The organism is Streptococcus cristatus, from assembly GCF_008369405.1.
Classification (GTDB): Bacteria; Bacillota; Bacilli; order Lactobacillales; family Streptococcaceae; genus Streptococcus; species Streptococcus cristatus_G.
Window position 1 is genome coordinate 38,806 of record NZ_VSJJ01000007.1, and the last position, 22,633, is coordinate 61,438.

Consider the following 22,633-nt stretch of genomic DNA (forward strand, 5'->3'; position numbering starts at 1 on the left):
AGTAAGAAATTCTGTAGCCAATCTTCTGCTATTTTACCTGCCTTGCAGGAAACATGCAAGACAAGTATTTGGGTACAGCTGGTTTTCTATCACTTTTTAGAAAAAAATTATATAAATGAGGATATCATTATGAAAAAAACACCAAATCGCTGGTTCATTTTAGCAGCAGCTATCTTAACCAACCTTTCTTTAGGTGCTGGATACGCCTGGTCTGTTTTTCAAAAAGCGCTGCTGGAAGCCAATGCTAGCCAAGGATGGGTACAAGCTCAAACCTCTCTAGCCTTCAGTATCTCTTTTGCAATGGTACCAATCGGCATGATTATTTTCGGACCTAAAGTCGATTCATTAGGCCCTAAGAAATTTGTCTTTCTAGGAGGAATTCTCTTTGGTGCGGGTATGTTTGCTACAGGATTTGCAACTTCTCTTCCTGTACTCTACTTGACCTACGGGGTTGTCCTTGGTCTCGGTATCGGATCAGCCTATGGCGCTTCAACTTCTGTCGCTACCAAATGGTTCCCTGATAAAAAAGGTCTCGCGGGTGGTTTAACCGCAGCTGGCTTTGGACTTGGACCACTAATCATCGGACCACTTGCCAAAACTCTCATCGCTTCAATGGGCGTCTATTCTACATTTAAAGTTCTGGGTATTGCCCTGCTTGTCGTTATCTGCTGCTCTTCTCTTATCATGGAAAAAGCTCCGGCAGCTGCTCCAGCAGCAGGAAGCTCTGCACCGACAGGAAAAACTCACAAAGAAATGCTACGCGAAGGCAACTTCTGGTTGCTGTGGCTCATTTACATTTTAGGTGCTACTGGTGGTATGATGATTATCGGTTCAGCAGCGTCTATCTCCGACCAATATAAACTAGTTGGAGAGGCAACTCTATTCGTTATGCTAGTTTCTATTGCCAATACTTTTGGACGGATCTTCTGGGGAGCTGTATCGGACAAAATCGGCCGCTATCCGACCGTAATCGCCATGTTTGCTGCTGTAGCTGGTGGCTTGGCGCTGACTGCTCTCTTTAAAGGGGAAGGAAGCATCCTTGCAATCTTAGGCGTTATGCTTGTCGCCCTGTCCTTCGGTGGCTTCCTTGGATCTTTCCCAGGTATTACAGCTGAAAATTGGGGCGTAGCAAATGTCGGCACAAACTACGGCTGGATGTTCACAGCCTATGGTGTTGCAGCTATCGCTGGACCACAATTAGGAGCTCGACTTGCCCAAGCAAACAACGGAGACTATTCAATGGCCTTCTACATCGTTATTGGTATGGCACTCCTTGGTATCGTCCTACAATTATTCTATATTTCTAAATCAAAGAAAGCTTAAATCTATTACTAACTCTGGGGTAACCCAGAGTTTTTCTTTGACAAAGAAACTCTTAGTCAGCAGAAAGTGAAAAGAGCTTTCCTGACTAACATAAAAGCCGAGACAAACTCGGCTTTTCTTTTTAATTGAATGATTCTAAATCAACTGTCAGTACCTGACCATCTCGAACGACCTGCTGCCCTGCAATGTAGACATCCTGAACATCACTGCCCTTGACTGCGTACACTAGGTGCGACAGCATATTTTCCAAAGGATAAAGGTGAAGTCGTCCCTTAGGCTGAATGGCAATGAAATCGGCTTGCTTGCCCGCTTCCAGACTGCCAATTTTGTTATCCAATCCCAGTGCCTTGGCTCCTTCAATGGTCAAAGCTTTCAAGGCCTGCTCGATCGTAAACTGGGTCGCATCTCCTGCTCGCATCTTCTGGAGGAGGGCTGCAGTCCGACCTTCTTCAAACATGTCCAGATTATTATTGGAAGCAACAGAGTCTGTCGCTAGGCCAACGGTCACCCCAGCGGCTAGTAAGTCTGTCACTGGAGCTACACCAGAAGCCAGCTTGAGGTTGCTGATAGGATTGTGGGCGATGCTGACTGGAGAAGCCGCTAAATCCGCAATCTCTGACGGATTCAGCTCAACCCCGTGAGCAAAAATGGCTGGCTGCTCCAAGTACCCCAGGCCTTTTAAGAAAGCCAGAGGACGTTTACCATAGCGCTCCAGGATAATTTTATTCTCTTCCTGAGTCTCTGCCACGTGAATGTGAAGCTTCAAATCCAGCTCACGCGCAAGCTCAAGACTGCCCTTGAGCAGCTCTTCGCCACAGGCATAAGGCGAATGAGGCGCCACCATGACCTGAAAATCTTCATCATTATAAGAGAGAATTTTCTCAATAATGGCACGAGTACGTGCCAGAGTCTCTTCTACTGTTTCAGCTGCTGAGCTAAAGAGGGTCGGTGAGAAATAGCAACGCATACCAGACTGCCGTACAGTCTGATAAATCCGGTCAATCTCCACTCCTTGTGGATTATACATATCGTTAAAAGTCGTTGTTCCCGACTGGAGCATTTCAGCCAGAGCCAGCTGAACAGCCTCGGTCGTTAGATCCTCCGTGAATTGACTTTCTGCTGGCCAGATATAGTCCTCCAGCCATTCATGCAGATTGCTGTCATCACGAATCCCACGCAGCAAGGTCATGGCTGAGTGCGTATGGCAGTTGACCAGCCCTGGCATGAGCCATGCTCCCTCATAATCCACCAGCTCACTGCATTGTTCTAGCCAGGCCTCGTCATAGGGGCCACAGTAGGCAATGCGTTCATCCTCCACAACCAGCAACCCTTCCCGATAAACATGAAATTCGCTGTCACAGGTCACCAGATTGACATTAGTATAAGCTTTCATCCTTGCTCCTTCCCATTTCTTTTTAGCTATTGTAGCAAGCCTAGTAAACTAGCGCAAGAATTTTCCAAGATTATTTAAAATAAAGATAATCAGGATTGGGAGTCATATAATACAACTCTCCTTTAGAGAAAATCAGATTAATTTTATGTTGCTTGTAGCTATATAAAATATAATCACTCTCCAACTGATAGTCTTGGCTCAAGCTAGCTGCCTGTGCAATATCCACTGCTGTTACATAGAAAGCCTTTGCCTGCTCTTCTGTCACACGCTGACCTTGATAGAGCTCTCTTATATTTTCTAACTCCTGAGCTTTAAAAGTGTCCTTAATGTAGTTCGGATCCTTTATGACGGTCTCTGGCTCGCCAAGAACCTTTTTGACTTGCTCCTCCGTATAGCCTTTGAAATCGGGCGCTTGAGCGCTAAATCCTCCCTCAAAAGAACGATAATAAACCTTAGCATTGCCTGTTGCATAGATCTTGTCTTTATTGGCAGACTGCGCATCTTGAGGCAAACCATCTGTCACTTCATCTGGCGCACTTGTCGCCTTGCTCTCAGAAGCTGGAGCACTAGATGATGAGGTCTGACTGCTCTTTGCTCTTTCTTGCTGACTAGAGCCTGTATCCTTTCCTGCTTCCGCTTTCTTTGGTATTTTTCCTTTTTGCACAGAAGAGGCTTCAGACCTTGGCACCCTTTTCCTTGGATAATAGCAAGATGTCAAAGCCATAACAGCTGCAAGCGTGGTTAAAAAGGTTATTACTTTTTTAAAATTCATAGCTCCCCCATTTCTTAGCTACATTATATCATATTTTAAGTTGAGCAGGAGGATCATCCCGATTTTTGCTGACTTGCTTAACAAACAAGTGCTGTAGCTTCTAGAAAGTTAAGAGAAATAGTTGATATACGAGCTAGAAAGCTTAATACAGTTTACACAAAAGATAGAAGCTGACGTCGTTAAACTTTTAAACAAATTATCTTCTTAGCTTTGCCCCTTTCTTGCCCTCGAACAAAAAAAGCCTACTGCACAAGCTAGAAAGCTTGATACAATAGGCTTTTAATTTTTGTCTTATTTAACAGCGTCTTTAAGAGCTTTACCTGCTTTGAAAGCTGGAACTTTAGAAGCTGCGATTGTGATTTCTTTACCAGTTTGTGGGTTGCGACCTTTACGTGCTGCACGCTCACGAACTTCAAAGTTACCAAAACCAATCAATTGAACTTTTTCACCTTTTGAAAGGTATTCTGTAACTGCTGCAAATACAGCGTCAACTGCTGCTGCTGAATCTTTTTTAGTCAATTCTGTAGCTTCTGCTACTTTTGCGATCAAATCTTGTTTGTTAGCCATTTAACAAATCCTCCAATTTTTTTCTGGGTTAATAACCCTAACAGATATTATCATATCTAAAAAAAGCGTCTAGGTCAAGTCTTAAGCAGATATTTTACAAATAATTTACTCTATTTGTAACGAACTAGAACAGCCCAAGCATTTTCTCCAGTGTGAGTCTGAATAATGGAGCCCGTTTCTAAGACAGGAATTGATTTTTCAACAAATTCCTGCAACTCTGCCTTCATTTGATTGGCAAATTCTGGTCCACCTGCGTAGGAAATGCCGATTTCTTCAATTTCCTTCTCTTTCAGAGACTCTTTCAAATCATCCAACCATTTCTTAAAGGTTTTAGCACCCCGTCCTTTGATAATGGGGCTCAAGGTATGATCTGTCATCTGCATGACAACACGAATATTTAAGAGCGAGCTAATCAGACCTGTCACACGACCGATACGGCCACCTTTGACCAAATTTTCTAAGGTTGATACACCGATGTATAGCTCCGTCTTGGCTTTGACTTCCTCAAGTTTTTCTAAAATCTCCTCCAAAGTCGCTCCAGCTTTTGCCATTTTAGCAGCCTCAACGACTTGGAATTTCATAGCTTGGTCCGTAAAAGAACTATCGACAACTGTTACATCAGCCTTGGCTAAGGTAGCACCCTGACGAGCTGCCTCTACGGTGCCAGATAAAGCATGAGACATGTGAATCGAGATAATTTGGACATCTTCTGCTGAGAAATCTTCGAAAACTTCTGCGAATACTCCAACCGGTGGCTGGCTAGTCTTAGGCAGATTTTTACTAGACTTCATCAACTGAAGGAATTCTCCCTCTTTCAAATTTGCATCCGAGTAGACTACACCGTCAATCATGACTGTCAAAGGAACTATTGTAATATTCAAATCTTTTGCTAGTTCAGGCTCAATCGTAATCGAAGAGTCTGTCACAATTTTAATTTTTGTCATATTTTCCCTACTTTTATCCTGTTATTGACTCTATTATACCAAAAAATCCTAATTTTTGTGAATCAATCTTAGCTTAATCCATAAATCCCATAAAAATAAGAGCCTTCTAAGTAAAATACTACTTAGAAGGCTCTTAACTAGTTGATTGAGTCACTAGCCAAAACTTGCATCAAGGAGATGCCCTTTTATGCCTCATCATCTTTGCGCTTGCGACCAAGAATCATGAATCCTAGGCTTGCAAGAAGAGCACTTGTCGTTGCTCCCAAGATTGAAACTGGAGAAATGCTACCTGTATTTGGTAAGGTCGCTTGTTTAGTCTTATCTCCGGCTGGAGTTGGAACAGCTGGCTTATCATTTGAAACAGGTTTGCTTTCAGGTTTCACTAGCTGATCCGTTTGAGCTTTAGCATCAGTCTCTTGATCTGGCTTCACTGATGGAACCGTACTTGGCTGTGGCTGTGGCTGCGGTTCCGGTTGCGGCTGCGGACTAGGAGCTTGCTTGGCTTCAAAGGCCCATATGCCGATGAAGGTTAAACTTGTTTCCTCTTCCACTTTTTCGTAGCCTACGAATTTCCAAGTACCATTTGCAACAGCCACTTCTACAGGCATTGGTGCTTCTGGAACAAAAGCAATCGCTGCTGAAGAGCTTGTCGTATATGTTCCACTTTGTGGAAGTAAGTTCAATACTTCTGCTGGCAAGTTCTTATCTGCTGTAGCACTTTCGAAGCGGTAAGTCACTTTATAGGTTTCAATTACCGGTGCAGGCAAAACATTAACTGGTACAGACACCTCAATAGAAGAACTATCTGGATAATCAACACGAACTGTACCGCTATAAGTACCTGGTTTTGTAGTATCTATTTGACCCGTAGGCGTGATATCGACTACCTTAGTACCAGCTGGAAGACTTGACAAGTTCGTCACATTATCGATCAAGTTCGGTTTGTCTCCAACCTTGATAATTCCTTCCGTTACTTGAGGCGTATAAGTTTCAGCATTTTTCGGATTTGCCTTGAATTCCCACTTACCGACGAAGGATACATCGGACTTGTTGATAACTACATTATCTGCGTCGTAACCCTTAAACGTCCAGGTGCCATCATTCACTGTATCTGTGTAAGTGGTTTGTGATGGTTGTTGAGCTGAAACAGAAGCACCATTCACATATGTTGTACTGTCGCTTGGGGTCAATGCTGCGATGGCTGATGGAAAAGCTTTATCTGCTGTCGCGCTCTCGAAGCGGTAAGTAGCTTGATACTTGTTGGCTTCAAAGGTCCATTTACCTACAAACTCTACATCTGCCTTGTTGACAACGGCGCTAGCTGCGTCGTAGCCCTTGAAGGTCCATGTGCCGTCGTTCACAGTATCTGTGTAAGTAGTTTGTGATGGTTGCTTAGCTGAAACAGAGGCACCATTCACATAAGTTGCACTGTCGCTTGGAGTCAAGACAGTGATGGCTGACGGAAGAGCTTTGCCTGATGTTGCACTTTCGAAGCGGTAACTTGCTTGGTACTTATTGGCTCTAAATTCCCACTGACCAACAAAGGTAACATCTGCCTGATTGACCACTGCGCCAGCTGGAATATATCTCTTAAAGGTCCAGATACCATCATTCACTATGTCTGGGTAGGTAGTTTGGATTGGCTGCTTAGCCAAAACTGCAACACCATTTAGATAAGTCTCACTGTCGCTTGGAGTCAAGGCTGTGATAGCTACTGGAAGATTCTTCCCAACAGTCGCACTTTCGAAGCGGTAACCTGCTCGATACTGGTTTTCCTTAAATTCCCATTTGCCTACAAAATCCACATTAGCCTTGTTGACAACGGTGCTATCTGCGTCGTAACCCTTAAACGTCCATGTACCGTCATTCACAGTATCTGTGTAAGTCGTTTGAGCGGGTTGTTTAGCTGAAACTGCTGTGCCATTCACATAAGTTGTACTATCATTTGGAGATAAGGCCGTGATAGCTGTTGGAAGATCTTTCCCAGCAGTCGCACTTTCGAATCTGTAAGCTACTTGATACTGATTAGCCTTAAACTCCCACTTACCAACGAAAGCTAGATCAGCCTTTTTCACAGTCTTACTCTTAGCATCGTAACCAACAAAAGTCCAGATACCGTCGTTCACATCATCTGTATGCGTCGTTGTAGTTGGCTCTTCTGGTATAACTTTTTGTGTATTGTAGTAAGTTGAGGTGTCTTTTGGTGTTTTCTTCTGGATAAAGTCAGGTAAAGAAAGTCCAGCCGTCCCACTCTCAAAACGATAGCTTACATGGTGCGGTCTAGGCGTTACTTCCCATATACCAGTATAAATCACGCGCTTGCCATCAAAAGTCGCATTCTTGTGATCATATCCTTTGAAGGTCCATATGTAATCTTTTTCAGCTTCTTCTACTGATTCTTTAGCCGGTTGCTTGGCTACAATTGTGTCTCCAACCTTGTAAGAGGCCTCATCTTTTGGAAGCATGTCCAAGATACTTTGTGGCAATGGAACACCTGCTTTAGATGATTTGAATACATATTCTGGATTAGGAGTGGGGGCCCATCTTCCAACAAAAATCCGTCTTCCTACTCCAATAATGACTTTTTCTTTATCATATCCTTCGAACTTCCAAGTCACCTTATTTGCTCTATCAACATAAGTAGTTTCACTTGGTTGCTCAGCATCTACTTCTGTAAGAAACAGACCGCCCATCTTATAATCAGTTGGATTTTTCGGAGTCAGCTTGGCGATATGATCTGGCAATGCAATATCAGGATTAGTTGATTGGAACTCATAGTCGACACCATTTGGCTCAAAGCTCCACATTCCAGTGATGGTTTTGACTTTCGTTCCTGCAATAGCTTTTCCATATTTAGCTGTATCAAAACCATGGAAAGTCCAAGTACCAGTTGGAACGCTTACTGTAGTTGTCTCAAGTTGAATCACATCTTTGTAATCGTCCGCTTGAGCTACAAATTCACTAGCAGCTAGAAGCATTGAGCGAATCTTATTGGACAGAGGATGGATCGGAGTTGAGTTCTTAAATTTATATTCTACTCTGTAGGTAGTATCAGTCTGTTTTGTAGAATCCTCAGGTAATTTTCCTTTAGAGGAAGTGTCTCCAGACTCTGCTTCTTTTGAAGGAATCTTATCCTTTCCCAAGATGATTTTTGAATTTTTATTACGAAGTCCAGAATTAACGAAGGTCACCAAATTTCGGTAAACTTTATCAATTTCTTCTTGCTTTGTAGCAGTTTGAAGTAAATTATCAGCCGCTGTCATCAAATCATTAAGGATTTCTACACTCTCATCTGTTTTCCTTGAAAAATCCTTGTTACGCAACTCTTTAAGATAGTTCTCTAAAGCACTCTTCTTCAGACTAACGTTTGCAGAGGGCAGCTGGGCAGCTCCTTCTGTGGATGGCTGAACCGTTTCAGCAGCTGGTTGAGAATTTCTAAGAGCAGTTGAATCTGTCACTTGACTTGTCTCTGTCATAGTAGGGGTAGCAGATTTTAAGATGGCTTAATTGTCTTCTTTAGTCTCTGCTTTCACTGATGCAGAAGCCATCGCTGAAGTTGTCTCTTGATTCTCTATTTTTGTTGCTTCAGACGCTCCTTCTGAGGCTTGATTATCTGACTTATTTCCCACTTGTGCTGTAGATTCGAGCTCATCGGCGTGGACTGTTTGGTCCACTCCAATCGCAGTGGGTGCAAACAAAAATCCAATTGCAAGGGACACAGTAGCAACTGATAATTTGCGGATCGAATATTTTATCTTTCTATCCTGAAAAGACATCCTTTCCTCCTCTTTTACTTTCTTGGCAACTGTTATAGCATAAATAGCGATAATTGCATATTAGGAGAGCCTATTCTTCGCGTTTTTGATTTCCTATGAAATAAATAATCATCATAAGTAAAAATAGGTATTGACTATATTTCTATCTCCTAAGTACGAAAAAAGATTGAAAAAACACTAAAAAGAGCTTCTTCAATCTTCTTGATTTCTTTATCGAGACGCTAGCAATCAAATATTCTATTCATCCTCCGCAGCAAAACCATCATTTTTTATGGCATACCGCTCTATGATGCCATTATCACCAAAAAGAATACCATGGAGGACTCCGCCATAAACAGCTCCGCCATCTATCCCAATCTTGCCATCCTCAGTCATCCATAGTTGATCTGTTCCTGGCGCCTCATGCAAGAGGTAAAATGTCGGTGTATGACCAAAAACAATCGTTTTTCCAGTCTGATTGTTGCCTTCGTGAAAAGGCGCTCGAATCCAAACTTTCTGATAATCACTGGTCTCTCGCCAGTCTTTCAGCTCCAAATTTAGGCCAGCATGGACAAAAATGTACTGTTCCGTCTCCAATAGGAAGGGCATCTGGCGGATAAAGGCTGCCAAATCAGCCGCCTCCGTCTTAACACGTTCCGCATCCGCCACCCCATCTACAGGAGCATTGAGAGGCCGGCCTAAAAGCGAATTAATCGTCGTATCTCCGCCATTGCGTCGGTAGTGGTCATAAGATTTTTCAGGATTGTCCAGCCAGGTCAGAAACATATACTCATGATTGCCAGACAGACAAACAGCTCCTTCTTGGTCCACTAGGTCCTTGACCCGCTCCAAAACTGCTCGGCTGTCCTCACCACGATCTATCAAGTCTCCTAGAAAGACTAGTTTGCTGCGACCATCCCAGTGCTGGAGCAATTCATCAAGCATGCCTGCCTTACCATGGACATCACCAATTGCAAAATATTCTGTCATATGCGCCCCTCCTAAAGGAGACCGAAACACTAGTGTCTCAGCCTCGCTTGTTTATTTCTTTAATAATTCTCTGGCTTGAGTCAAGGCAGCATTCGTTACATCTTCACCAGCCAGCATCTTAGCAACTTCCTGAACCCTCTCGTCAGCCGTCAGCAGACGAACCGTTGAGACGGTAGAATTCTCATCCGAAATCTTCTCAATAAAGAACTGATAATCGGCAATCGCAATAACCTGCGGCAAATGGGAAATGGCCAAGACTTGGCCGTTGGAGCCAATCTTGTGAATCTTCTGAGCAATAGCCTGGGCCACTCGGCCAGAAACGCCCGTATCTACTTCGTCAAAGACAATACTAGTCTTGCCTTCCTTACGAGAAAAAGCAGACTTGATTGCCAACATGAGACGGGAGAGTTCCCCGCCAGACGCAACCTTAACCAGAGGTTTGAAATCCTCGCCCGGATTGGCTGAGATGTAGAACTCTACTTGCTCATTGCCTTCACGGTTAAACTTGCCCTTAGTGAACTGCACTTTAAAGCGCGCCTTTTCCATGTAGAGGTCCTGCAGCTCTTGCTTGATTTCTGCTTCCAGCTGGGTTGCTAGACCATGGCGGGCCTGACTCAGCTCCTGGGCCAGCTCCACCAACTCTCTCTCCAAGAGCCTCAGCTCTCGATCCATATCCTCTGAGGACAAGTTGCTGTCAGTTAAAAGGCTGTATTCTTTGGAAATCTGAGCAAAGTATTCCAGCACATCATCTACTTGGCCACCGTACTTACGCGTGATGCTGTTAATCAAGTCTAAGCGACTCTCCACTTGCAGCAGCCGATCTCCGTCAAAATCCAGGCCATCTAAAATGTCCTCTAGGCGCTTGCTGACATCCTCTAAGACATAATAAGTCTCTGACAAGCTGTCGGAAAGCTCCTTGTAGGCTGGATCGTAATCCTCGATAGACTCAAGGTCATTCATAGCTGAGCGGACATTGGCCAGACTGGAAAACTCTTCATTATCCAGCATGGTATAGGCGTTCGTCAGCGTATCGGCAATGAGCTTGTGGTTGAGCAAGCGGTCTCGCTCCTGATGCAGGGCAGTATCTTCACCGCTTTTGAGGGCTGCGCTCTCAATCTCCGCCATCTGAAACTCCAGCATCTCAATCCTGGTCTTATGCTCCTGCTGATTTTTCTGCAAAGTCAGGACTTGCTTGCGCAGGCTTCGATAGCGGTCAAAGGTTTCCTGATAGCGGCCCTTGAGATGCAAAAAGTCTGCTGAACCAAACTCGTCTAGCATGGCAATATGAAGCTGAGGCCTCATCAGCTCTTCCTGATCATGCTGACCATGGATATCCACCAAATGCTGGCCGATAGCCTTTAGAACAGACAAATTAACCATCTGGCCATTGATACGGCTGACACTACGGCCGTTTTGTAGAATTTCCCGACGGATAATCAGCTCATCGGTCAGCTCCCATCCCTGCTCCTCAAAAATCTCTCGCAAAGCTCTGCTATTTTCCAGCGAAAAAAGTCCCTCTATCTCAGCTTTGGGTGCCCCATGACGAATAACATCCGTCGTAGCACGGCTGCCCAGCATCATGTTCATCGCGTCAATAATAATAGACTTGCCGGCTCCGGTTTCCCCGGTCAACACGGTCATACCCTGCTCAAAATTAAGGGAAATCTCCTCAATAATGGCAAAATTTTTAATCGAAATTTCTAATAACATAGACTTTCCTACCAATTATTGATTTCAGCCGTGACTTTTTGGGCTGCACTTTCACTTACTGCAACGACTAAAATACTGTCATTATCCGCAATGATACTGAAAATTTCCTCAGCAAATTCTTTACTCAGGTGGCGTTTGACCACCGCTGCACTCCCTGGCACCAGATTGAGATTGAGCATATTTCCTAGATTTTGACAGGCCAAAATATTATTTTCAGCCAACTTCAGACTATTTCCAGCTGTTTTGGGAAGCTCATATATATAGGTATTATCTTTGAAAGGGATTTTTACAATCCCTAGCTCCTTGATGTCTCGTGAAACCGTTGCCTGTGTCGCTGTAATACCAGACTCCCTGAGATGTTCCACAATTTCCTCTTGGGTGCCAATCTCAAATTCGCTGACAAATCGTCTGATTTTCTCTAATCTATCCTTCTTCTTCATCTTTAAATTCCCTGTGGGCTGCCTCTACGACAGCGACTAAGTCTTGCTCCAGCTCATTTTTCGGCTGCTCGTTTTTCTCCAGAAAGGCTAAAAATTCAACATTGCCATGCCCGCCTTGAATCGGAGAAAAGTCCAAACCTTTAACTGAAAAACCTGCTTCTACCATAAAGGCTGTCACGGTTTCCAGCACCGCCAAATGAACTTTCTTGTCCTTGATAATCCCCTTCTTGCCAATCTGCTCGCGACCAGCCTCGAACTGAGGCTTAATCAAGGCCACGACCTGACCTCCCTCTTCTAAAATCTGATAGAGGGCCGGCAAAATCAAGCTGAGCGAGATAAAGCTGACGTCAATGCTGGCAAAGCTGGGCTGAAAGTCAAAATCAGCTGGCTCGGCATAGCGGAAATTAAACTGCTCCATGCTGACAACCCGTTCGTCTTGGCGGAGTTTCCAAGCCAACTGGTTGGTTCCGACATCAACAGCATAGACTAGTCGTGCTCCCGCCTGCAACATGACATCGGTAAATCCTCCAGTCGACGCACCGATATCCAAGGCTACTCTTTCTGCCACCGAAAGGCCAAACACTTGTAAAGCCTTTTCTAATTTCAGGCCACCACGGCTGACATACTTGAGTTTTTCTCCCTTGAGCTTGAGCTCTGTTGCATCATCGATTTTTTCACCCGGTTTATCAAAGCGCTCTCCATTAGCAAGTGCCACGACTAGGCCTGCCATCACTCCGCGCTTGGCCTGTTCTCGGGTCTCAAAGAGGCCTTGTCGATAGGCCAGTACATCCACTCTTTCCTTAGCCATCCAGTCTCAAACTTTCTATTATTTTTTGAATTTCTTCAGCTGAAAAATCACTTTCTGTTTCTAGTTGCTCCAGCAGGCTTTTTGCTTGTTCCAGTGTTTCATCGAAAAAGGCTCTGGCTCCATCTAAACCTAGTAAAGCTAGATAAGTTGATTTCTCCGCTGCCAAGTCCTTCTGCGGTGTCTTGCCAATCTGATCAAAACTGGCTGTCACATCTAAAATATCATCCCGCACCTGAAAAGCCAACCCCAAGAGTTCTCCCGCTTGACGGAGCTTCCCTAGGACCGATTGACTAGTCTGAGCAATGATTCCCGCTGCTACAAAAGGATAGGCTAAGAGCTTACCTGTCTTATTAGCATGAATGGTCTGGAGCTGGTCCATAGTCAACTTGCGACCTTCGCCCTGCATATCCAAAACCTGTCCGGCCACCATACCAAAGGATCCAGCCGCCAGAGACAGCTCTACTATCAGATCCACCTTAACCTGGCTAGGGAGCTCTGCCATTGCCACCAAACCATAAGGATCCAAAAAGAGAGAATCCCCCGCCAAAATGGCCATATCCTCACCAAATTTCTTGTGGCTGGTCAGACGGCCTCGGCGGTAGTCATCATTATCCATAGCTGGCAAATCATCATGGATCAGACTGCCAGTGTGAATCATCTCCAGAGCTGCTGCCACCTGAAAATGGGCGGGAGTTAATTCCAGACCAAAGCCCTCCAGCAACTCCAAAAGCAAGAGAGGACGAATCCGCTTACCACCAGCCTCGATAGAATAGAGAATGGTCTCAGTCAAATCCGCTGATACTCCCTTGTTCTGATAAAATTCTTGAATGGTCAGGCCAATTTGCCTGATTTTAAACTCTCTTGTCATTCCATATCCGTTTCTGTGCCATCAGCCTGCATGACCTTGACCAAGGTCTTTTCTGCCTGATCTAGCGTCTTTTGCAGCTCTTTAGACAGCTGCATGCCCTTCTGGAATTCAGCAATTGCCTCTTCCAAGGCCACATCCCCATTTTCCAACTTCTGGACAATGGCTTCCAAATCAGCTAAATTTTCTTCAAATTTTTTGTCTTTTGACATCTTTCACCTCAACTTCGACCTGACCGTCTCGCATGAGCAGAGTCAGCTGGTCCTTCTCCTTGATATCCTGACTGGACTCAATTACTTTTTCATTTTTTTGGATAATGGCATAGCCCCGCGCCACAATTCGGCTGGTATCCAGCATGAGCAACGCATCGGATAGCCGCTTGGCTTCAGCCACCTTGTGGTCATAAATCACCGCCATATTACTACGCAACAAGCGTTCCTGCTGGTAAACTTGCTCCTGATAGCGTTGAACCTGCTGCAGAGGTGACAGAGACTCTAAGCGGTGCCAGAGAATCTTGACCTGCTGGACTTCTTCACTATAATATTCGCGAATTTTTTGCTTTAAACGCAGATTGAGCTGGTCTAACTTTTGCAGATAGCCATCATAAAGCCGCTCCGGCTGCCGAAAAATAACAGAGGAAGCTAGCTTGTGCAAGCGTTCTCGCTGGTAAGCCAGTCGATTTGCAGCTGCATTTGACAGACGATTTTGCTGCTGACTCAAATGCCCCAGAAGATCCAGCTTGGTGACTGGCGTGGCCAATTCCGCTGCTGCTGTGGGGGTTGCTGCTCGTCGGTCTGCCACAAAGTCAGCCAGAGTCGTGTCCGTTTCATGCCCCACACTGGAAATAATCGGAATCTGAGACTCAAATATGGCTCGCACGACGATTTCCTCATTAAAAGCCCAAAGATCCTCGATGGAACCGCCGCCCCGACCAATAATCAAAACATCCAAATCTTCTCGCTCATTGGCTCGACAGATATTAGCCGCCACCTCGGCGGCAGCTCCTTCGCCTTGAACCTTGGTCGGATAAAGCAGGATGTCCACGCCTGGGAAACGGCGACTGACTGTCGTGATGATATCTCGGATGACAGCTCCGCTAGGACTGGTCACCACCCCAATTTTCTTAGGAAACTGAGGCAAGGCTTGTTTAAACTTATCTTGGAAAAGTCCTTCTTCTCCCAGCTTCTTTTTGAGCTGCTCGAACTGAACAGCCAAAGCACCAATGCCATCTGGTTCAGCCTTTTCAATGACAATCGAATAAGAACCGCTGGGCTCATAGAACTGAACACGACCAATGATATTGACCTTCATCCCTTCTTCTAACTCAAAGCCCAGCTTTTTATACACACCAGACCAGATAGTCGCCTGAATGACTGCCTTCTCATCCTTAAGCGAAAAATACTGGTGGGTGGGGCGCTTACGAAAATTGGAGACCTGACCAGTCAGATAGACCCGTTCTAGATAAGGGTCCCGGTCAAACTTCATCTTCAGATAGCGGGTCAAAGTCGAAACCGATAAATAATCTGGCATGCCTCCTCCTTTCTATTTCCTAATGTTTTCGTAACTTTTATTATAACAAAAAACTGTATAAAAAACCGATTTCAAACCTAAAAAATGTCTTGAAAAGCTAAAAATCTGGGACTTTCTAAATAGAACCCAGCTTAAGAAATAACTAAGAATAAAATTCACTAATGAAAAAATCTACGGACAGATTTTCTTCATCCACCTTGGGATTGCCCGACTAATCTCCGTCGGTAAGACGACATAGGCCTCCTCGGCTAATTCATCCGCGATGGCTGAATGCAGATGGGTTGCAGCCGTCACCCGGTCAAAAAGTGAAGCCTGCTGAAATTGTCCTGCAAAACCAGCAATCATCCCTGCTAAGGTATCTCCCATCCCACCAGTCGCCTGATAGGGGCCGCCAACCTGCAGCTGATAAAAGTCTTTTACCCCACTCTGAAATACTCGTGTTCTATTGCCTTTCTGAACAACTATAGTACCTTCAGAAAATTGGTCAACAGCTTTTTGACTGGATGTCTCATCTTGTGACTCGATAGGCAAGCCAGACAAGCTTTCCCACTCTTTTTGGTGAGGAGTAAAGATTATCTGGGAGCTTGGAAAGGGCAGAGCTTGCTTGGCAAAAAGCGAGATGGCACCACCATCCATAATCAATATTTGTCGTTTGTCCACAAGATTCAAAACCAGTTGCAATACTGACTTCTCTAAAGGGTTCTCAGCCAAACCCGGACCGATTAAAATCACACTTGCCTTACGAATCTGCTCCATCAGCCGCTCTTGCTCCCGCAAATCAAAGGCCATGGCTTCTGGCAGATGAGCATGGAGAGCGGAAATATTCTCCCGTTCAGTCGCAACTGTCACCAGACCAGCCCCACTGCCTACTGCGGCTAAGGCTGCCATGATAATAGCTCCGCCATAGGGATAGGTTCCGCCAATCAAGAGCAGGCGACCATAGTCTCCTTTATGGCTCTCTGACGGCCGATTTATAATAACCTTTTTCAAAAGATTGTCACTGACTATTTTCATTTTCAATCCTCTACAACTTATTTTAAATATTTTCGAAAACAAATATTGCCCACTCTATCAATCAAAGAAACTCGATCTTTCTCCTCATATCCCTCTTAACATAAAAAATCGGTGCATATACGGATAAGGTCACAACGAAAAGGCTTTTCCTCCTGTGTTGGCATCCCCATTTTTCAAGATAGTTCAATAATAAAGTACCTAAATCTGGATACTAAGAGGCTTTTTCCACTCATAACTTCTGCATCTGAATTTGGATTCCGCAAGATAAATTCGTCAAGCCAACCTGAAAATATCACCCTTTTTCATTTCAGAAACTAAAATTGCTCTGTATCTCGCCAATCACCACCAAGAAGTGCATCGTATTCCTTGAATTTTCTTTCCAAATCTTTCTGAAGAGAGTTAGAGTTTGCATTTAAACCAGAGTAGTTTCCCTTCTCCCATATTTTATCATATTTTCACCCAATACTTAAAATGAAAAAATAGATTTAGGAAAAGACTAATGAGGAACTGCTGCATCTGTTTCCTAACCAACACTTTAAAAATTCACGGAAGTTTCAAACAAAGAAAACTCGCTATCACGAGTTCCTATCTGCAACTTAAAAAGGTCCACTGGATCTTAATTAACGAAAACTCGCTATCGCGAGTTCCTATCTGCAACCTGAAACAATCTCCCAGATTTTGACGAAAACCTCGTTTTCTTTATCCGCAACTTAAAAAGGTCCAATGGACCTTTTCAAAATGTTAAGTTACTACCGTAACTTTCTATCAACAACCTAAAAATGTCTCCCAGACATTTTGAAGAAAACTCGCTTTCGCGAGTTCCCATCTGCAACCTGAAACAATCCCCCGGATTGTTTCAGCCACCTAGATATGCTTTTCGGACTTCGTCAGAAGCGAGAAGCTCTTGACCTGTTCCAGATAGAACAATTTTTCCTGTTTCAAGAACATAACCACGGTCTGCGATAGACAGTGCTTTATTGGCATTTTGCTCAATCAAAAGCACAGTTGTCCCCTGCTTTTGGATATCTTGAATGATATCAAAGATTTCTTGAATGAAAATTGGCGCCAGCCCCATTGATGGCTCATCCAAGAGCAAGAGCTTAGGAGTAGACATGAGCGCTCGCCCCATAGCCAACATCTGCTGCTCACCACCTGAAAGAGTTGCAGCATCTTGGTTTTTACGCTCTTCCAAGCGTGGGAAACGAGAGAAGACCTTTTTGAGATTGGCTTGATTTTCTTCACGATTTTTCTTAAGAAAAGCTCCCATTTCAAGGTTCTCCAAGACAGTCAAACCTGGGAAAATATGGCGTCCTTCTGGAACCTGTGAAAGCCCAGCAGCTACAATCTTTTGAGCAGGCACTTTTTGAATTTCATTTCCTAAAAATTCAATCTTACCAGCACTTGGGCGAACCAAACCAGAGATCGTGCGGAGGATAGTCGTTTTCCCAGCACCGTTGGCACCGATAAGGGAGACCACTTCTCCTTCATTAACTTCAAAGCTGACATCGCGGACAGCCTGAATCATGCCGTAGTGGACGGATAGATTTTCAACTTTGAGCATGGACATTAGGCTTCACCTCCTAGATAAGCTTCAATAACGCGTTTGTCATTCTTAATCTCATCTGGTGTGCCGTGGGCAATCAAGCGACCGTACTCTAGTACGTAGATGCGCTCAGTTACTTCCATAACCAGACTCATATCATGCTCAATCAGCATGATGGTAATGTTAAATTCATTTTTAATCCGACGGATTAGGGCAGTCAGCTCAGCTGTTTCCTGTGGATTCATCCCAGCAGCTGGCTCATCCAAGAAGAGAATCTTAGGCTCTGTGGCAAGCGCTCGGACAATCTCCAGACGACGTTGCTGACCGTAGGCCAGATTTTTAGCCAAGGTTTCTGCTTCCTTATCCAAGTCAAAGATGGCCAGCAATTCCAAAGCTTTCGCTTTCAATTCTTCTTCATTTTTATAAAATGCTGGAAGGCGGAAGAAAGAAGCCAACACATGAGGTTTATGGTGATTACCAAAAGCAATCAACACATTATCCAAGACTGTCAAATCTTTAAAAAGACGGATATTTTGGAATGTCCGGCTGAGCCCCAGAGTCGCAATTTTGTAAGGTGCCTTGCCATTCAGCAAGTGTCCATCCAAAGTGACCGTTCCCTCACTCGGTTCATAAACACCTGTCAAAAGGTTGAAAAGAGTTGTTTTTCCAGCACCGTTGGGCCCGATAAGACCGACCAGTTCCCCTTCGTTTAATTCCAGAGTCACGTCACTAACAGCTGTTAGTCCTCCAAAATTTTTGGTTAATTTTTTCACATCAAGAAGTGCCATTATTCTTTGACCTCCTTATTCTTTTTAAAGATCTTAGCCAAGCTAAATTCCCAAGTACCAAGCAAGCCACCTGGACGGAAAATCATCACCAAGATTAGGGCAAGCGAATAAACAATCATCCGAACACTTGAGATATCTTGTAAAAGCATATTGAGGATACCCAATACTACTGCCGCTACAATTGCTCCAGTCATTGACCCCAGACCACCAAAAACGACGATAATCAAAACGTTAATCGTATTGATAAAAGAGTAGTCTTTTGGTACAACAGAGCCAACAAAGCCTGCCTGCAAAGAGCCTGCGATAGAGGCTGTGATAGCTCCAAAAACAAAAGCAACGACCTTAATTTTTGTTGTATTGACACCGACAGACTCTGCCGCAATCTCGTCCTCACGAACAGACAAGGTGCTGCGTCCAATAGGACTGCGGAGGAAGTTGAGAGCCAAAATAGTTGTAATTACGACAAAGATATAAACCAACGGCCAAGAGGTAAAGTTAGGAATGGATAGGATACCTGCCGCACCATTAGTCAGATCTCCTCCATTGACAATCAGAATCCGGATAATTTCAGAAACACCCAGCGTCGCAATTGCCAAATAGTCTCCCTTTAAGCGCAGGGTCGGAATACCAACAAGCAGAGCTACTGCACCTGCAATCACAGCGCCAACCAACATAGCAATAAAGAAAGTAGCATAGTTTGGAGATTTAGAGCCCATAATAGCTACTGCATAGGCACCAATCGCCATAAAGCCAGCATGCCCAAGAGAGAATTGCCCAGAAAAACCAACGATAAGATTGAGGCCAACGGCCAAGATAATATTAATCCCAATCTGCTCAAAGATTTGCAGATAGAAAGGATTGAGAATGCCTGTGCTAGCAAGCACTGTCATCAAAAGGTAGCCAAAGAGGATCAGAGCAAGCCATAACGCATTTACTTTTAAATTATTTTTCATACATTACACCTTCTCTTTCACATTTTTACCTAGAATACCAGCTGGGCGAACCAATAGAATGATAATTAAGATCGCATACACAATCGCATCACGGAAATCTGACAGTCCAACTGCTGTTGCAAAAGTTTCCAAGAGACCGATTACAAATCCACCCAAAGCTGCCCCTGGGATGATACCGATTCCGCCCAAAACTGCCGCAACGAAAGACTTGATACCTGGTGTCATTCCCATCAGTGGCTCAAGTGAGTTGTAGTAAAGGGCAATCAGCACTCCTGCTGCTCCTGCCAAGGCTGAACCCAAGGCAAAAGTAAAGCTGATCGTACGATTGACATTAATCCCCATCAGCTGGGCAGCATCGCTATCCACGGAAACAGCCCGCATAGCTTTACCCATTTTGGTTTTTTGCACGATAAACTGCAATCCAACCATGAGTAAAATAGAAATTCCCAAAATCATTAGTTGGATATTGGAAATCGAAACTGGTCCAATCGTATAACGTACCGTTTCAATCACCTGAGGGAAGGAACGAGTATTGGCACCTACAAAAAAGACCATCCCGTATTCCAAAAGGAAAGAAACCCCAATCGCCGTAATCAAGGCTGCAATCCGTGTCGAATTGCGCAGCGGACGATAGGCTAAGAATTCAATCACTACACCGAGGATTGCTGTACCAACCATAGATAAAATAAGGGCCACAAAGAAGTTTAGGTGAAGGGTGTTAATCAGGTAATATCCCATGAAAGCACCGATCATATAAATGTCTCCATGCGCGAAATTGATCAGTTTGATAATCCCGTAAACCATGGTATAACCCAAGGCCAGAAGCGCATAGACACTCCCCAAAATCAATCCATTGGCTAGCTGCTGAAGAATTTGTTCGAGCATTCCACACCACTCTTTCTAATATAAAATAAGAGCAGAAACAACAATCTCAGACGAAGCCTTGTCTTGCCGTCTCTACTCAAACATCATAAGCAAGTAATAAACAAGCCAAAGACTGGGAATGCTCCCAGCCTCAGACCCTTTATTCAGGTTTAACTGTCTCAACAGTATCTACTTTACCATCTTTCAAACCGATCATCAAGGCTGTCTTCACAGGGTTGTGATCTTTATCAATGGTAATAGATCCAGTAACTCCTTCAAAGTCTTTTAACTTAGCAAGGTTATCTTTAATTTCTACAGATGTTTTTGCACCCTTAGATGCTTCTGCTGCCATGTAAACTGCGTCATATGAGAGCGCTGCAAACATAGATGGTTCTTCATTGTATTTAGCCTTGTAAGCTGCAACGAATTTCTTCGCTTTATCTGTCATGTCACCTGAAGTTGAGAAACCAGATACATAATAAACATTAGTTGCTGCTGCTGGAGTTGCTTGTTCTACAAACTTAGCATCGCTAAATCCGTCTGGTCCAACAATTGTTTGAGTGATACCCAAACCGCGCGCTTGGTTCACCAATTTACCAGCTTCTGTGTAGTAACCTAGTACAACCAGTGAATCAAATTCTTTGCTCTTGATCTTTGTCAAAGCAGCTTGGAAATCTGAGTCACCAGAGGCAAAGGTTTCTGTCGTAACGATTTCACCCTTGTATTCTTTCTTGAAGGCTTCGGCCATTCCTTTAGCGTAGTCGCTTGAGTTGTCATAATAGAGTACAACTTTCTTAGCTTTCAAGTTTTCTGTTACATATTTAGAGATGACTTTACCTTGGTAACTATCAGTAAAGGTTGCACGATACAGATAGTCTTGGTTTTTTGTCAAATCATCCTGTGTAGCACTTGGTGTTACCAAAGGCACACCAGCTTTACCAGCATTGGCAATTGCAGCCGCAACTCCACCTGAAGTCGCAGGACCGATGATTGTATTCACCTTATCTTGAGTCGCCAAGCTTGTAGAAATAGTAGCTGCTTCTGCTGTTTCTGATTTATTGTCTTTATCAGTAACTTCGATCTTCTTGCCGTCTACACCGCCAGCTGCGTTGATTTCATCAACAGCAAGCTGAGCACCGTGTTGTTCTGCAGTACCGTAAGCTGCTACAGCACCAGTTTCTTCAAAGTTGAAACCGAGCTTAAGTGTTTTACCGATTTCTGTTCCAGTAGCGGATGAATTGTTTGTCGAAACCTCTCCACAGGCTGCTAGAAGCGCAGCACTAGCAAAAGCTACGAGTGAAAGTGTAAATTTTTTCTTCATGAATAATCTCCTCTATTTTGTTATTTGCTTTGTTTGCAAATGATATAGTAAGAATATACCGAATTATCTGACAATTGTCAACCCAAAGAACTCATTTTTTTAAATAATAGCGTTTTCTTGATTTCTAAACAAGCTTCCAACAAAATTTGTATCAAGATTTTGAATCTCACAAAGCTGGATTTTTTTGACATAAGACTCTTTAGACAAGCTTTCTTTTAGGGACTCCGCTTGCTCTTTAGCTACATAAAGCTGCAAATAACGGTGCTTCTTAGAATGATAAATAATATCTCCAACATGGGCCAGCTTCTTTGCATCTCGATTATAGTATAGATGAATAATTAAGCCCATTCGTTCTTCTTTTTTAAACATGACAATCCTCTCTGGTCATTTGTACTCTATTGATTATATCAAAAAAAGCCCACAAATGGGGCATTTTTTCGTAGTTATAATTGAAGACTAGCTAAGATTATTATTAGCCATGATTTCATCAATGAAACCATACTCAAGGGTTTCTTGGGCACTCATCCAGTAATCACGTTCGGCATCTGCGTGAATTTGCTCAACCGATTTACCAGAATTGTCGGCAAGAATTTGCTCCAAGGTCTTACGAGTCTTAAGCAAATGCTCTGCTGCAATGGCCATATCTGTTTGCTGAGTACCGCCACCAGTACCACCCATTGGCTGGTGAATCATATACTCTGCATTTGGAAGCATGAAACGTTTGCCCTTAGCACCGCTAGAAGCAATGATGGTTCCCATGCTGGCTGCCATTCCCATGACGATCGTCTGCACATCAGACTTGATGAAGTTCATGGTGTCTACAATCGCCAATCCCGCTGAGACAGAGCCACCAGGAGTATTGACATAAAGATAGATGTCCTTGGTGCTGTCTTGTGCATCTAGGAAAAGCAACTGCGCGATAACAGAATTAGCCATATTGTCCTCAACAGGACCTGTCAGCATGATAATACGGTCTTTTAAAAGACGTGAGTAAATGTCATAAGAACGCTCACCACGGCTGGTTTGTTCAATAACTACAGGAATCATGAATAT

The 22,633-nt window shown here is 43.9% G+C and carries 22 protein-coding genes; 1 reads left to right on the forward strand and 21 read right to left on the reverse strand.

What is annotated here, in order from left to right:
* Positions 1 to 129: 129 nt before the first annotated feature.
* Positions 130 to 1,323, forward strand: coding sequence for an L-lactate MFS transporter (locus tag FXF62_RS07045; RefSeq protein ID WP_149518208.1), 1,194 nt, complete (start codon positions 130 to 132; stop codon positions 1,321 to 1,323).
* A 121-nt stretch (positions 1,324 to 1,444) separates the two neighbouring features.
* On the opposite strand, the gene FXF62_RS07050 is transcribed toward FXF62_RS07045, so the two are convergent.
* The 21 genes from FXF62_RS07050 to FXF62_RS07145 all read right to left on the reverse strand — a co-directional run bounded on the left by FXF62_RS07050 (position 1,445) and on the right by FXF62_RS07145 (position 22,627).
* Complete coding sequence (locus tag FXF62_RS07050) at positions 1,445 to 2,716, reverse strand: TRZ/ATZ family protein (protein ID WP_149518209.1); 1,272 nt, start codon at positions 2,714 to 2,716, stop codon at positions 1,445 to 1,447.
* 70 nt (positions 2,717 to 2,786) lie between these two features.
* A complete protein-coding gene (locus tag FXF62_RS07055) occupies positions 2,787 to 3,404 on the reverse strand; it encodes a DUF4947 domain-containing protein (RefSeq protein WP_262881607.1) in 618 nt (205 codons plus the stop codon).
* A 375-nt stretch (positions 3,405 to 3,779) separates the two neighbouring features.
* On the reverse strand, positions 3,780 to 4,055 hold the full coding sequence (locus FXF62_RS07060) for an HU family DNA-binding protein (protein WP_005589527.1): 276 nt from the start codon (positions 4,053 to 4,055) through the stop codon (positions 3,780 to 3,782).
* A 110-nt stretch (positions 4,056 to 4,165) separates the two neighbouring features.
* On the reverse strand, positions 4,166 to 4,999 hold the full coding sequence (locus FXF62_RS07065; protein ID WP_149518211.1) for a DegV family protein: 834 nt from the start codon (positions 4,997 to 4,999) through the stop codon (positions 4,166 to 4,168).
* A 185-nt stretch (positions 5,000 to 5,184) separates the two neighbouring features.
* Positions 5,185 to 8,457, reverse strand: coding sequence for an SHIRT domain-containing protein (locus FXF62_RS07070; RefSeq protein WP_262881608.1), 3,273 nt, complete (start codon positions 8,455 to 8,457; stop codon positions 5,185 to 5,187).
* A gap of 45 nt (positions 8,458 to 8,502) precedes the next feature.
* Positions 8,503 to 8,775: a YSIRK-type signal peptide-containing protein gene (locus FXF62_RS10895; RefSeq protein ID WP_262881609.1), complete on the reverse strand. Its 273-nt coding sequence runs from the start codon at positions 8,773 to 8,775 to the stop codon at positions 8,503 to 8,505.
* Between the two features lie 237 nt (positions 8,776 to 9,012).
* The gene (locus FXF62_RS07075; protein ID WP_149518212.1) at positions 9,013 to 9,744 is read right to left on the reverse strand and encodes a metallophosphoesterase; all 732 of its coding nucleotides are present in this window, start codon (positions 9,742 to 9,744) and stop codon (positions 9,013 to 9,015) included.
* Between the two features lie 51 nt (positions 9,745 to 9,795).
* Positions 9,796 to 11,454 carry a DNA repair protein RecN gene (recN, locus tag FXF62_RS07080; protein WP_149518213.1) on the reverse strand — a complete coding sequence of 553 codons (1,659 nt, stop codon included), beginning with the start codon at positions 11,452 to 11,454 and terminating at the stop codon, positions 9,796 to 9,798.
* 8 nt (positions 11,455 to 11,462) lie between these two features.
* Positions 11,463 to 11,894 (reverse strand): arginine repressor, encoded by a 432-nt coding sequence (locus FXF62_RS07085; protein WP_125370988.1) that lies wholly within the window; start codon positions 11,892 to 11,894, stop codon positions 11,463 to 11,465.
* Entirely contained in the window at positions 11,878 to 12,702 is an 825-nt protein-coding gene (locus FXF62_RS07090; protein ID WP_149518214.1) for a TlyA family RNA methyltransferase, read from the reverse strand. Before FXF62_RS07090 ends, FXF62_RS07085 begins: the two co-directional genes overlap by 17 nt.
* Positions 12,695 to 13,570, reverse strand: a complete 876-nt coding sequence (locus FXF62_RS07095; protein WP_149518215.1) for a polyprenyl synthetase family protein — start codon at positions 13,568 to 13,570, stop codon at positions 12,695 to 12,697. Before FXF62_RS07095 ends, FXF62_RS07090 begins: the two co-directional genes overlap by 8 nt.
* Positions 13,567 to 13,779: an exodeoxyribonuclease VII small subunit gene (locus FXF62_RS07100; protein WP_037614428.1), complete on the reverse strand. Its 213-nt coding sequence runs from the start codon at positions 13,777 to 13,779 to the stop codon at positions 13,567 to 13,569. Before FXF62_RS07100 ends, FXF62_RS07095 begins: the two co-directional genes overlap by 4 nt.
* The gene (gene xseA / locus FXF62_RS07105) at positions 13,757 to 15,097 is read right to left on the reverse strand and encodes an exodeoxyribonuclease VII large subunit (protein WP_149518216.1); all 1,341 of its coding nucleotides are present in this window, start codon (positions 15,095 to 15,097) and stop codon (positions 13,757 to 13,759) included. The genes FXF62_RS07100 and xseA overlap by 23 nt, the downstream gene beginning before the upstream one ends.
* Positions 15,098 to 15,268: 171 nt before the next feature.
* Complete coding sequence (locus FXF62_RS07110; protein ID WP_149518217.1) at positions 15,269 to 16,111, reverse strand: NAD(P)H-hydrate dehydratase; 843 nt, start codon at positions 16,109 to 16,111, stop codon at positions 15,269 to 15,271.
* Between the two features lie 856 nt (positions 16,112 to 16,967).
* Positions 16,968 to 17,678, reverse strand: a complete 711-nt coding sequence (locus tag FXF62_RS07115; protein WP_005589511.1) for an ABC transporter ATP-binding protein — start codon at positions 17,676 to 17,678, stop codon at positions 16,968 to 16,970.
* Complete coding sequence (locus FXF62_RS07120) at positions 17,678 to 18,442, reverse strand: ABC transporter ATP-binding protein (protein ID WP_125373736.1); 765 nt, start codon at positions 18,440 to 18,442, stop codon at positions 17,678 to 17,680. Before FXF62_RS07120 ends, FXF62_RS07115 begins: the two co-directional genes overlap by 1 nt.
* Complete coding sequence (locus FXF62_RS07125) at positions 18,442 to 19,395, reverse strand: branched-chain amino acid ABC transporter permease (RefSeq protein WP_149518218.1); 954 nt, start codon at positions 19,393 to 19,395, stop codon at positions 18,442 to 18,444. The genes FXF62_RS07120 and FXF62_RS07125 overlap by 1 nt, the downstream gene beginning before the upstream one ends.
* Positions 19,396 to 19,398: 3 nt before the next feature.
* The gene (locus FXF62_RS07130; protein ID WP_095666451.1) at positions 19,399 to 20,268 is read right to left on the reverse strand and encodes a branched-chain amino acid ABC transporter permease; all 870 of its coding nucleotides are present in this window, start codon (positions 20,266 to 20,268) and stop codon (positions 19,399 to 19,401) included.
* Positions 20,269 to 20,419: 151 nt separating this feature from the next.
* Positions 20,420 to 21,580 carry an ABC transporter substrate-binding protein gene (locus tag FXF62_RS07135; protein ID WP_149518219.1) on the reverse strand — a complete coding sequence of 387 codons (1,161 nt, stop codon included), beginning with the start codon at positions 21,578 to 21,580 and terminating at the stop codon, positions 20,420 to 20,422.
* Between the two features lie 99 nt (positions 21,581 to 21,679).
* Entirely contained in the window at positions 21,680 to 21,949 is a 270-nt protein-coding gene (locus tag FXF62_RS07140) for a DUF2129 domain-containing protein (protein ID WP_149518220.1), read from the reverse strand.
* A gap of 87 nt (positions 21,950 to 22,036) precedes the next feature.
* On the reverse strand, positions 22,037 to 22,627 hold the full coding sequence (locus FXF62_RS07145; RefSeq protein WP_015605185.1) for an ATP-dependent Clp protease proteolytic subunit: 591 nt from the start codon (positions 22,625 to 22,627) through the stop codon (positions 22,037 to 22,039).
* Between the last annotated feature and the right edge of the window lie 6 nt (positions 22,628 to 22,633).